Raw genomic sequence first — 13,732 nt, 5'->3', positions numbered from 1 at the left:
TTTAAAGAGAAAACAAAAAACAATAATTAGAGGCTATTTTGTATCAAAATGGCCTCTAGTTGTTTTCACACCCTACTATTTTTGCTTCAAACACACTTCCTTGATCTACAATAAAGCCTGGCGTTAAGAGTATAGATTCTGAAGCCGAACTGCTAATTTTAGAGCTATTGCTAGCCTTTAGTTCTAGATATAAGTTAGCAGGATTTTCTATCCCTATGGTCTGATTAGTAAACATACTGTTTTCATTTATTTTGACTTTAACTTGTATATCGTCTATAGCTAATTGATCTCTCGAACCTGAACTTCCTGATTCAGTAAAATAATACCTCCATAACAATTGCACATACGGTTTATTTAATATTTCCGAAGGAAGTTTAATGCTGTGAAACTCCTGATAACTTCCGTCTGTGGATGAACCCGTATATTCAACAACTGGGCTAAAATCATTGAATGCCTGAATATCACCTACTCTGTACTGTAAACGTAACGCATACTTACGTGTGCCGGCCTTAATAGTTCTCCCAGTCCAACTAACGACTATGCTGTCAGCATTGGTTGTGTTAATAGCTAACAAGGCCCCGCCGAGCGTTCCGTCACCATATCCTGTGTTATATGGGGCGTTGCTACCCGTGTTAATAAAAGAAATCCCGAGATTGTCCAAACCATTTATTCGCGATTTAGAGGAACTATTAAATCCGCCAGAAGTAAAACCTTGTATATTTTCATTTAGCAATGGATCTCTATTTACGAAATAAACGAACTTCATGTTTTTAGGACTTGTGTTAGCCACTGCACTTTTTGACCATTCTGACACAGAATATGTGCAATTTCTAAGCACATACGCTTCTGGAATTGGGTTATCTGACAGAATGTTACTCTCAAAAAATGCTTCGCAAAACATGTTTATGGAGGAATTTATAGTAAGAACGGAGTCTGTATTTATGACACCATTTATTAACCAATGACTAAACTTATAACCAGTCATAGACTTGGCTGTAATATTAAATTCTACATTTTTAAAGTACATACCTGTCCATGTATTGTTAACATCAATAGTTACCCCCGGCGTAGTGCTATTAATATCTATCGAATTCACTTTTACATATCCTTGGTTTAGGTCGGAAGATTTTACAGACAAGTCAAAGTTTCCATTTAAATTAAAGAAAGACTTTATGTTATTTCTTAGATAAGCAGGTCTTTGCAGTAAAAAATCATTCATAATATCCAAATGGTAATTCCAATTAGAAACATCTGTCGCTTCCCATCTCAGGATTTCATTAGGAAGTTCGGGTACATATAAACTTTTTACATCTGCAAGTATTCCTGAAGTACGATTTGAATTGAAATATGTATTCAATAAATCTGCGTATCGATTAATAAATAGTTTTCGGAATTCAGGGCAAAAAATTAATTTGGTGTATATTTTTGTGGTTCCCGAAGAGCCAATAGGGAAGCTAATTCCATTTTCCAGTGGGTTTCGAAGCGTATAGTCCAAATCTACCATTTCACACCTCCACCTGCCGTCGGAGTATGAGTTTTGGGTGTTAGAATTTCTTTCTTTTTTATTACGCCACATAAACGTATTATTATACGGCCAATCTGTGTTGTTTAAGAAGATTTCAGAGATAAAGTAGTCCGTAAAATTATCAATATCAATGTAAGATTTTAACGAATCGTAATCAGCAGCGTTTAGTGTGGTTTTACTATCTAAAAAAGCCATAAGCTTATTATAGTCTTGATCGTCACCTTCGTCTAGAAGTTCATCTTTGTAAATGTCTAGATTGCCAGCATCTAAATTATACTTAGACGCCAAATAATCATCATCGAAATATTCATTCAAGTTGTAAATACCCCAATATTCTCCGTTTAAATACAATAGGCTTGGATAACTGGTTTGCACATTAAAGTTAAGTCCTGTGGGGATCTTTGAGGATATGTCGTGACTTGGATATATTCCTGGATTCTTCAATGTTGTTTTCTCAGTAAAAAGAGTTAAATCATTAGGGTATAAAGCAGTTTTTTCTGCTAAATAAACCCGAAAAGGTTTTTTTGATGATTGCCTTGAAGCTTTTCCGTGAACCCTTAAATCAATATTTTGATTAACCTTTTGGAGATTTCCCTCAAAAGCTTCAAAATTAGCTGCTCTTTCCCAGAGTTTACCACTATTGGCGAAATTCCCAGCCTCTGTAACTCTTCCATAACTTAAAAAAGTGTTATCATACGTTTGGCCAGCAGTACCTATTCCCGTTTCATATTGATACAGGTTTTCTTCTGAAGTAGATAAAATAAAAACAGGGATTTGATGTGGATTTAAGCCATCTGAAGTAAAAAAATAGGTTTGCGTCACAATATCACTTGACAAATACCCGGGCTTAAAAGCACGAGCTCTTACAACCTTGGCTTTGGGGATAACAGCAGAAGGCTGAAAAGGATGTCTAAAATTATGCAAAGATAACCTAGATATATTATTTGGATCTCCACTCGGGTCTTCTATACTTAGGGCAGTTGTATATTTAAAGCTTTGCAAATTTCTACTTTCCAAATCATACAAGTCATCACCTAGATCTTGAGGATAATAGTTTTTGAGAGTATATGAATTAGTATTGGAAAGGTTTGAGTCTGGTTCTGAAGAGTCAAATGTATAATAGATATCTGCTACGGAATGACTCAAATTTAAATCGAATGAATTACTGAAATATCCACCATTTTGAGAAAAAGTAGGCGGCTCAAGTACTCCTAAAAATGCACTTTGACTGACATTTTGAGCATTGGGAGTAGCTGGAGAAAAATAAGCTAATGAGTCGCTGTTTTCAAAAAGACGCCCAAACGAAACGTCTTTATATTGTTTATTAAAACTAAAACCATCTATTAAAGTTACGCCATCAGGAGCAACAAGACCGATGTACTCACCATTTGCAGACAATGAAAATGTGGTGTTGTTAAAAAGACTATTAGCTTCACTGCCAGCCCAAATGATTTTATACCCGAAAGCTGGGATTTGCACTTGGCCAGCTTGTTCAGTGAATCTAAACTTTTTTAAATTCGAAGGGTCATCCGTAACATAATAATTGGCTAGGTCGATAGTTTGTGAGGTATTATTGAATATTTCGAACCAATCACTAGCCTGGCCGTTTGAATCCAGAATAGTAGTATCATTTGAAGCCATAACTTCGTTGATAAATATACCCGAAGGGAATAAGGTTCTAATATTGGGAGATTTTTGACTAACCGTGTGAGCTTTTTTTAAAAGTAAAAAATTATCAGTCTCAGTTTTCAGAAATGAAATATTAGGTTCATGAGGAAGTGAACTTGAATAAGATTGATAGAAAAATCCTATCATACCAGATAAAACTGCTATAAAAACAGGTGAATTTCGTGACATTTATATTTAGAACAAAGGTTATTTAAAACGAAAATAGAACATAAAAGACTTAGATAATCAACCAAAGCTTATAATGTGGCCCATAATTTATTATACGGTGAAATAGGAAAAAAACGTGGTCTGAATAAAAAAAAGTGAGTAAAGGCAAATGCCCTCACTCACTTTCAATAAATTTTCTTACTTTAAAATCAATCCTTCTTTTGGCCACTCAACACATTCACACCTTCTGGTAGTGGATTGCCCGATGAGCGTCTAAAACTTACTAACTGACCAACATGCCAAACGGCATCCTCTAAGGGGCCATTTATCAAGTACCAAAAATCATAACTGGACTTTTTTCCTCCCAACACTAAGTTAAGATCTTTTAAGTCTTCTTTGCTTTCTTTTAAAATCAAGGCCGCTGATGCTATATTTTTTAAAGTGTTTGCTCTCAAGCCTTCAAAGCTCAATTCTTTATAGTTTTGCTTTATCGCCACATCTTTTCCTGAAACCGTATTGAGAATCACCGAAACTAAACCATCGATATGCTCCAAAGTTTCGCGACTGGTACGTGCATCATTGTTAGGATGATAAGCCAAATCCGTTTCTTTTAAACCGCTGGTAGCCCAATAATATCTAAAACCAAGTCCGTCAATCATTCGAACCACCATATTTTGGGCTGAATATGTTTCTGGTGCTTTTGGTATATTATAGTAAGAGTCTTGACTGAAACTTTCCATTGAGCAAAATATTAATACCGGAACTAAAACTTTAAATAACGTCATTTGTAATGTTTATTTTAATTTTGCCAATGAGTCCTCAATGGCCTTGATTTTAGCCAAAGCATCTTCTAATTTTGCTTTCTCTCTTTCTACTATATCGCCTTTGGCATTTGCCACAAAACGTTCGTTTGAAAGTTTCGCTTCAACTGACTTTTTGAACCCTAGGGTATATTCTAATTCCTTTTGAAGGTTTTCAATTTCTGCTTCTACATCTAAGCTTTCACCCAAGTCTATACCGAATTCATCTCCTTTAAGAACCAAACTAATAGAATTATTACTTTCAGAAGTGAATGTCACATCTGAAATATTGGCCATCTTTTTGATTAAATCCACCAAAGAATCGTATCTACTTGCGTTTGTAGTTTTTATACTTAGTGGCAGTGCATCTTTGGGAGACAATTGCTTAGACTGACGTGTGTTTCTAACCCAAGAAACCAACTCAAATACAATCTCGAAATCGGCTAACAGCTCAGCATTTACCGCTCCGCCTTTAGGAAAATCTTGGGTACAGATAGTGGCTTTGTCTGCTCTGGCTTGAATATTCTGCCAGATCTCTTCTGATATAAACGGTGTCCATGGATGAACCAAACGCATGAGCACATCTATAAATGACAACGTTGCCTCATAGGTTTGAGCATCAATAGGTAGACTCTCCCCATTTACGTAGGCAGGTTTTACCATTTCGAGATATTGCGAACAGAAGTCATTCCAGATAAGGTTATAGGTAACCAAAAGGGAGTCAGACATCCTGAATTTATCGTAATGATCAAGTGCTTCGGCTATGGCGGCATTTAGTTTTGACTCAAACCACTGCACTGCAACCACATTTACTTGTGGTGTATTTTGAGAGTCTGACACATTCCATCCTTTAACTAACCGGAAGGCATTCCACATTTTGTTTGAGAAATTTCTTCCTTGCTCTACCAATTTTTCATCATAAGGAAGGTCATTACCTGCAGGAGAACTAAAAAGCATACCGGTCCGAACACTGTCTGCTCCAAATTTTTCAATCAAGTCTAAAGGATCAGGAGAGTTACCAAGCGACTTCGACATTTTGCGGCCTTGTTTATCTCTCACAATACCTGTTAAGTATACGTTTTTGAAAGGCATCGTTCCTTTATACTCATACCCAGAAATAATCATTCTCGCCACCCAGAAAAACAGAATTTCGGGTGCAGTTACTAAGTCATTCGTCGGATAGTAATAATTAATATCTGCATTTTTGGGGTCTTTGAACCCGTCAAATACCGAAATTGGCCACAACCAAGAGCTAAACCACGTATCCAATACGTCTTCATCTTGAGTTAGGTCTTTTTCACTTAACGCAAAAAGTTGATATTTTTCTCTTGCTATCTTAAGTGCTTCTTGTTTTGATTTTGCCACAATACAGGTACCGTCTTCCATATAAAAAGCCGGGATACGGTGTCCCCACCAAAGCTGACGACTGATACACCAATCGCGAACATTTTCCATCCAATGGCTGTAGGTGTTTTTAAACTTTGGAGGAATAAGTTTAATGGTATCGTTCATTACATTTTCCAAAGCAGGCTTACTCAGTCTGTCCATTTTAAGGAACCATTGCAATGAAATTTTCGGCTCAATAACCGCACCCGTACGCTCTGAAGTACCCACATTGCTGGTGTAGTCTTCTACTTTTACTAAACTTCCTGCAGCGTCCAGTTTTTTAATAATCATTTTTCTGGCCACAAAACGATCCTCCCCTACTAAAATTTGAGCTTTCTCGTTAAGTTTACCATCGTCTGTCAGGATATCTATTACCTCCAGTTTATGTTTTTCACCTAAAGCAAAATCGTTTTGATCGTGAGCGGGTGTTACTTTTAAACAACCCGTACCGAACTCCATTTCAACATACTCATCCGCTATAACTTCTATTTCTCTTCCGATCAGCGGAATACGTACTTTTTTACCTATCAAATTTTTGTAACGCTCATCATCAGGATGCACACATATAGCAGCATCCGCCATAATGGTTTCAGGACGTGTGGTTGCTATAATTACCTCGCCTTCGTCTCCTTCATATTTAATATAAACCAACTTAGAAGGCATTTCTTTAGTGATCACCTCTTCGTCAGAAACGGTGGTTTTGGCCTGTGGATCCCAGTTTACCATTCGGTATCCTCTGTATATATCGCCTTTGTTATGTAAGTCAACAAAAACCTCAATCACGGCATCATATAAACTATCTTCCATCGTGAATCGGGTTCTGTCCCAGTCGCACGAAGCACCTAATTTACGAAGTTGTTTAAGAATAATACCTCCGTATTTTTCGGTCCATTCCCAACAATATTTCAAAAACTCATCTCTCGTAAGGTCCGCTTTGTTAATGCCTTGCTCTTTGAGCATAGCCACTACTTTAGCTTCAGTAGCTATAGACGCATGGTCGGTACCAGGCACCCAACAAGCCTCTTTACCTTCCATACGAGCTTTGCGGACTAACACGTCTTGAATGGTGTTATTAAGCATGTGCCCCATGTGCAATACACCTGTTACGTTTGGTGGTGGTATTACAATGGTGTAAGGTTTCTTTTCTGGATTAGGGGTAGACTTGAAGAATTTGTTTTCTTCCCAATATGCGTACCATTTCTCTTCTATTTCTTTTGGACTGTAGGTTTTTGAGATTTCCATTTGATATTATTGTTGACCGCTTTAAATACGTATAAAAACAAGCTCTTTGACAGCTATTGTTCGCAAAATTAAGTAATTACTACGTAAAAAAATTGGACTAGGAGATAAAAGCCCGAATGAATCTGTTAAAACATTGAAATAAGAATAAATAAATGGCGAAATATGGCTAAGATAATTCTTCTAAATAAAAAGCTATACCCATAGTTTTATTCCAAAAAAGCAGCAAAAGCCATCCAAAAAGGATAAAAATACGTAACTAACAAAGAACATTTTATAAAAAATAGACGTTGGTAGATATGCTAAACGTTTGTTTACATCGAAGAAAATCACTTCAAACTCTCATTAAATTTCTTTTTTAATAACACCATTAAAATATTTTATGCAAAAATACATTGATCAAATAATTGAACTAGCCATACAATACGCCCCGAAAGTTTTATTAGCCCTAATAACCCTAGTAGTAGGTTTTTGGATAATAAAACGAATCGTAAAGCTTCTAAAGAAAACATTAGAGAAATATGACATAGACCCTACTATAGAACCTTTTTTGGTTTCGCTTGCTAGTGTTGGACTCAAGATACTGTTGGTTTTTAGTGTGGCGGGTATGTTCGGAGTAGAAACCACCTCTTTTATAGCCGTTATGAGTGCATTGGCACTGAGTGTGGGTTTAGCCTTACAAGGCAGTCTCGGACATTTTGCTAGTGGGGTACTACTTTTGATATTTAAACCTTATAAAGTGGGGGACGTGGTAGAAATAAGTGGAAAAACAGGAGAAGTAGAAAGCATTCAAATTTTCAACACGGTTTTAAAAACATTTGATAACAAACGTATAATCATACCAAATGGCGTAGTAACAAGCGACACCATCACTAACATAACAGGCCAAACTACACGTAGAGTAGATATCGTTTTTGGAATAGGTTACACAAGTAGTATAGATAAGGCCAGAGAAACCATTTTAGCAGTAGCCGCAAAAAACGATCTTTTTCATCTCGACCCTAAACCTGAAGTTTTTGTAAAAGAACTAGCCGACAATTCTGTAAACTTGGTGTTTAGAGCTTGGACCGAAAGTGAACACTATTGGACTTTGTTTTTCTTCATGCAGGAGCATGTTAAAAAAGCGTTTGATGCCGAAAATATCGAAATTCCGTTTCCGCAGAGAACGGTTCATCTTGTAAAATAAAAAAAGAGGGGATACTGCTTAGCCGCCTGTAATAAAGCTGCTACCTTCTCCCCTCTTAAACACACTTTCATGGCTATTAAGAACGCCACAAAATTATAAAAAAGGCAAGGACAAAGATAGCCCGATAAGACTTTATGATAGCCCGAAAGTGTTTAAAACTTGTTTTCTTTCATCACTTCAGATGGAAGTTTGTTGTGATGCTTTTTAAATGCAGCCGAAAACTTACTTGTATTTTCGTATCCTAAAAGATTCGCTAAGTTTTTTACTTGATACTCATTTTTGAGAAGCAAGCTCATGGCGTGGTCCATTTGCTTGTCTTTAAAGTACTTATATATAGAACTTCCCATTTCTAACTTAAAAATGTTTTTCAGCTTTGAAGAAGACATATTAACATTTGCCGCCAAAAAGTCTATGCCACAAAATGGACCTTGAAGATTGTGAATTAAATAATCTACCGTTTTCTGAACAGATTGAATATCTAATTTGCTATTTATTGGAGAGTCTCCACTCTGGTTTTTTTCTGAAAGTTTTGAGAAGAAAATATCAATTATCTCTAGTGATTTAATTTTCAAATGGAGTTTTCTAAGCGGATCATTGTCTTGCTTACTTAGTTTTATCCAGATTTCCTTTGATAGCTCAATTAACTCTGGTGTTACAAATTCTAGATTTAAATATTTGGTTTCAGTATTAGTTAAACTTGAGAGAAAATTGTCTTTATCTGAATGGTTTTGAAGCAAATTTTCAAAAAGCCAGTTTTTATGAAAACTAAAACTATAAAAAAGGCCTTTGGTGCCTTTGTCAAAAAAAGCATCTACTGATACGTCTGGTCCATAAATGGCCCACGAATTGCTGGCAAGAGAGTCACCATTTATTCTAATGTTGTGCTGTTTAGTATCTGGATTATCAAAAATAGAAAATGCTAGAAAGTAGTAATCTGAAACTCCTTCGTCAAATTCAGTTTGGGTATGTACGTTAGCCTTAAAAGCCACATCGGCCACTATCATCCAAAGTCCAGTTTCTACCTCCTCATAATACAGCTTCCCTTTGATAAAAGGATTGCTCATAGATACACATTGCTTGAACTCATCAACAGCTGTAAAAGGCATGCTTTTCCAACTTTCCAACATGAGTTTTGGAGTATTTGCGAGATATGGCAAAATAAAAAAACCGTCTTTATATTTAAAAAAATATTTTTCGGCGTTTTTTAGCCACTTTTGTATTCTTATTAAAGGCATTTATAGATTTATATTCATGGCAAAATGAGGGGTTAAAATCACTTTTTTTTGAAAAATAAAAACTAAAAAAAACGTAGTTTATTTATTTTAAAAGGAACTGACCTCATTCTTAAGGTGTAAAAATAGAAACAAAAATTATAGCAATAATTAAAAACTGGGTTAAAATTATTTATTTTTTTCCGAATAAAATACCTCTTCAATAAGTGTCTTTTAGACATATTTTAATAAAAAAATGCACAAATTTTATTAATAAAGTATCAATACTTACTAATCTGGTTAATTTTAGGCAATTATTCTCAAAGACTAAAACAATCTTTTTTTGATAAATGAATCAAAATATCACAATAAAAGATATCGCCCGAAAATTTAAATGCTCGCCCTCTACAGTGTCGAGGGCTTTGAATAACAATGCCTTAATAAATATAGAAACCCGTAAAACTATTCAGGAATATGCCCAGAAAATGGGATACGAAAAAAATACCATTTCGCTTAGCCTACTTCAGAAGTCTACTAAAACTATAGGCGTAATAATACCAAGTATTAGTCACTCACACGAAACATTAATGATAAACGGTATACAGTCTGTGATAAACAAAATGGGCTATATGCTAAACTTTGGTATCACTAACGAAAAACACCAACTTGAGAAAGAGCATTTGAAACGTTTTATGGCAAATAGGGTGGACGCCATTTTTGTTTCAGTAGCCTTTGAAACCTCTAAACTTGGCGATTTTAGCCACTTCAAAGACATTCAAAAAAGAAACGTGCCTTTGATTTTTATCGATAGAAATGTACACCTTGAAGAGAGTATAAGTTTTACGGTAAATGACTTTAAAGGTGCCTATTTAGCCACTAAACACTTAATAGATTTAGGAAGAAAAAAAATTGCACACATCAAAGGCCCTGAAGGTCTTAATGTGTCAGAAATGCGTTTGATGGGATATTTGAAATGTTTGAAAGACCATAACATAGAAATAAACCCAAACTTTATCAAACAGGCCGATTTTGACATTGAAAGTGCACTTTTGCCTACCTCCCAACTTTTTGAATCAGAAAACAAACCAGATGCCATATTCTGTTCAAACGACTACGTTTGCTTAGGAGCAATGAAAGTTTTACAAGAAAAAAATCTGCGGATTCCCGAAGATGTGGCCATTATTGGCTTTGACAACTGCCCTATTTCCGAGTTTTTCTACCCTCCACTTAGTAGTATTGAGCGTAAAAGTTTCCTTTTGGGCGAACAAGCCGCTTCTTTTTTGACCGACCAACTCAGCGACATGGACAACAGAGTTAAAGATTACCGTACGGTTTTTAATCCCGAATTGATTATCAGAAAGTCAACGGTTTCATAACTAACTTTTGACAAAAAACTTCGTATTTTCAATCCCATATTTTTTTGAAAATCTATTTCAAACGTTTGCATAAAAATTCGCAATCGTTATATTTTTTATTACAATATTCCAATTCTATTATTGTTGCATAATAATTTTAAAAATCAATCTTATGCAAAAAATTTACCCTTCCCTTAAACTTCTATTCTGCACTTTGCTATTTGCATTGGGCCTGAATGGTGCCTTTGCCCAGAGCATTTCGCTCGAAGGTGTGGTACAATCTTCAGACGGAGAAGCTCTACCAGGAGTAACGGTTTCTGTAGAAAACACTAAAAACGGTACTTTAACTGACCAAAACGGAAAGTTTAAATTGACTGCCCCTTCTAATGGCACATTGGTACTCAGTTATATCGGTTTTGAGACTTTAAAAGTGCCCATAAACAACCGAAACATTATTAATATTACACTAAAAACTTCTGACCAAAACCTTAGCGAAATAGTAGTAGTAGGATATGGACAGCAAACCAGAAAGTCGCTTACGAGTTCAATTACCTCTATCAAGTCAGAAGACTTAAACGTAGGAGCAATCAGCAACGCGGCTCAACTTCTACAAGGAAAAGTAGCCGGTCTTAACATTACAAGAAGTGGTGATCCTAACGCAAAACCTTCGATAATATTAAGAGGTGCATCTACCCTTAGAGAAGGCGAGGCAGCCCAACCTTTATTTGTAATTGATGGCGTTATAGGTGCTGACATCGCTACTGTAGCACCTGATAACATAGTAGGAATGGACGTACTTAAAGATGCTGCTGCAACGGCAATCTACGGATCAAGAGCAGCTAATGGTGTAATTATAGTAACTACAAACAGACCAAAAGAAGGTCAAACTACAGCTACTTACAAAGCCTACATAGCGTCTGAAACGGTTTCAAATTCGATTGACATGATGTCTGCGGACCAATTGAGAGCCTATCTGAAAGCAAACAATAAGGCTTTAGGGCCAGATGATGACACGGGTGCTAACACAAACTGGCAGGATGTTATAGCTCAAAAAGGATTTTCTCAAAACCACAACCTAACCTTTGGTGGTGGAAGCAAATCTACAAATTATACGGCAAGTGTTAACTATTTCAGTCAAGACGGTATAATAAAAAGTAGCGGAATAGAAAGATCAATAGGAAGACTATCGATTGAGCAATATGCACTGAAAGATAAACTAAAGTTAGGATTCACATTGGCGACTACACAAACCAACTCAAACTTTGTGCCTTTCCAAGATGTAGTATTGACCAACAGACTTAGATTTTTACCTACCGTAGCACCTTTTGATGCCAACGGTAATTACACTGAAAACCTTGCCCGCTCAAACTACTACAACCCATTGAGTATTATTGACAACGCAACTATTAAAAGCAACTCTAAAACAACACTTGGAAACATTACAGCTAACTTAAAACTTCCATTTGGTTTCTCTTACAATGTGAGTGCTTCGCTTCAAAACAACCAAACGAACGGTTCTGAGTATTATAACAACTATTATACTACAAACTATAACAACATCGCTTTTACTACTGACTACACGGTAGTAGCAGGTAGAAGTGGCTTGGCTGTAAGAAACACCTACGAAAACAAGAATGCTCTTTTTGAGAATTATTTAAACTACAGCAAAGTAATAGGTCAGCACAATATCAATGCGATAGTTGGATATTCGTGGCAACAAACTTTAAACGGTGACGGTTTTCAGGCAACCAATACTAACTTCCCTACGGATGATACCCAAGGAAATTATCTTGGACTAGGTAACTATCAGGCTGTTTCTGGTTTCTTGGTTGGATATGGACCAAACAACTTTGCAAAACTTAGATTAATATCTGACTATGCGAGAATAAACTACGGCTTAGCAGGTAAATATTTCTTACAGGCTTCGTTACGTAGAGACGGTTCTTCGGCATTTGGTGCTAACAACAGATGGGGTTATTTCCCTTCTATATCGGCAGCTTGGGGTATAGAAAGCGAAGACTTTATGAAAAACCAAGATTTTTTTAGTGAGTTAAAACTAAGATTAAGTTATGGCCAAACAGGTAACTCACTCGGCTTTAACCCATTAATCTCGCTACTTAGATACGGTAATGTCGGAACTTTCTCATTTAATGGTAGTCAAACATCGGCAATTGGTGTAGTTCAAAATCCTAATCCAGACCTTAAATGGGAAAAAACCATTATGTCAAACGTAGGTATTGACTTTGGAATATTAAACGGAAAAGTAAAAGGTACGTTAGATATTTATAGCAAAAAGACAACAGACCTTATCTGGACATACGACGTAGACCCTTCAGTTTATCTTTATCGTCAATTGACTGCCAATGCAGGTGAAATGAGCAATAAAGGAGTGGAATTGTCACTTAATTTTAACCCAATTAAAAACAAAAATTTCAACTGGAACAGCAGCGTAAACTTTGCTCACAACAAAAACCTCTTGGTTTCACTTACTGGTCAAGGTCTAGTTGTTGATAGTTTATTAATAGGAAACCCTAACGGTGGTGGTCAAACTGGCTCTACAGTACAAATGCTAGTAAGCGGTCAGCCTGTTGGACAGTTTTATACCTTTAAATATGCAGGTAGAGACGAAAACGGAGTTTCTCAGTTTTATGACAATACAGGCAAACTTACGCTTGTGCCACAAAACAAGAGAGATTATTACTTAGCAGGAAGTGCCCAGCCAAAACTATTATTGGGTTGGAACAACAGCTTTACCTACAAGCAATTTGATCTAAACTTCTTCTTTAGAGGGGTATTTGGAAACAAAATCATGAACTCTATCCGAGCAGATTATAACCGACCTCAAGAAGCTGGTTCGTACAATGTATTGGTAGAAACTGGCACAGAGCCTATCACTGACTACAATGCATTTAAGTATTCAGACCGATATATTGAAAGCGGTAGTTACTTAAGAATGGACAATGCTACGTTTGGTTATACTGTAAAAACTAAAGGCAATTACATTAAAAACCTAAGACTATATACTTCAGCAAACAACCTTTTTGTGATTACAAAATACAAAGGCATCGACCCTGAAGTTAACCTTGGAGGTTTGACTCCTGGTATAGACTGGAACAGATTTGGAGGCGGTTTTTATCCAAAAACAAGAACTGTTATGTTCGGTGTAAACGTAAGCTTTTAATTAAAAAAATTCA

At 36.1% G+C, this 13,732-nt stretch carries 7 protein-coding genes; 3 read left to right on the top strand and 4 right to left on the bottom strand.

Features of this window, described 5'->3' with window-relative positions; translation table 11 throughout:
- Positions 1-55 precede the first annotated feature (55 nt).
- The 3 genes from ACFOOI_RS16690 to ACFOOI_RS16680 all read right to left on the bottom strand — a co-directional run bounded on the left by ACFOOI_RS16690 (position 56) and on the right by ACFOOI_RS16680 (position 6,789).
- Positions 56-3,382, bottom strand: a complete 3,327-nt coding sequence (locus ACFOOI_RS16690) for a CotH kinase family protein (protein ID WP_379839167.1) — start codon at positions 3,380-3,382, stop codon at positions 56-58.
- Between the two features lie 188 nt (positions 3,383-3,570).
- On the bottom strand, positions 3,571-4,146 hold the full coding sequence (locus ACFOOI_RS16685; RefSeq protein ID WP_379839166.1) for a hypothetical protein: 576 nt from the start codon (positions 4,144-4,146) through the stop codon (positions 3,571-3,573).
- 9 nt (positions 4,147-4,155) lie between these two features.
- The gene (locus tag ACFOOI_RS16680) at positions 4,156-6,789 is read right to left on the bottom strand and encodes a valine--tRNA ligase (RefSeq protein ID WP_379839165.1); all 2,634 of its coding nucleotides are present in this window, start codon (positions 6,787-6,789) and stop codon (positions 4,156-4,158) included.
- Between the two features lie 379 nt (positions 6,790-7,168).
- Here ACFOOI_RS16680 and ACFOOI_RS16675 point away from each other — a divergent pair, with 379 nt between their 5' ends.
- Positions 7,169-7,972: a mechanosensitive ion channel family protein gene (locus ACFOOI_RS16675; protein WP_379839164.1), complete on the top strand. Its 804-nt coding sequence runs from the start codon at positions 7,169-7,171 to the stop codon at positions 7,970-7,972.
- A 152-nt stretch (positions 7,973-8,124) separates the two neighbouring features.
- Here ACFOOI_RS16675 and ACFOOI_RS16670 read toward each other — a convergent pair whose 3' ends face one another.
- Positions 8,125-9,207 (bottom strand): helix-turn-helix domain-containing protein, encoded by a 1,083-nt coding sequence (locus ACFOOI_RS16670; RefSeq protein WP_379839163.1) that lies wholly within the window; start codon positions 9,205-9,207, stop codon positions 8,125-8,127.
- A gap of 326 nt (positions 9,208-9,533) precedes the next feature.
- Here ACFOOI_RS16670 and ACFOOI_RS16665 point away from each other — a divergent pair, with 326 nt between their 5' ends.
- Positions 9,534-10,559 carry a LacI family DNA-binding transcriptional regulator gene (locus tag ACFOOI_RS16665; RefSeq protein ID WP_379839162.1) on the top strand — a complete coding sequence of 342 codons (1,026 nt, stop codon included), beginning with the start codon at positions 9,534-9,536 and terminating at the stop codon, positions 10,557-10,559.
- A 151-nt stretch (positions 10,560-10,710) separates the two neighbouring features.
- On the top strand, positions 10,711-13,719 hold the full coding sequence (locus ACFOOI_RS16660) for a SusC/RagA family TonB-linked outer membrane protein (RefSeq protein WP_379839161.1): 3,009 nt from the start codon (positions 10,711-10,713) through the stop codon (positions 13,717-13,719).
- The last annotated feature ends 13 nt before the right edge of the window (positions 13,720-13,732 follow it).

Source organism: Lacihabitans lacunae (assembly GCF_042649125.1).
Classification (GTDB): Bacteria; Bacteroidota; Bacteroidia; order Cytophagales; family Spirosomataceae; genus Leadbetterella; species Leadbetterella lacunae.
The sequence above is the reverse complement of the archived record's forward strand: the minus strand, read 5'-3'. Positions and strand labels throughout refer to the sequence as shown.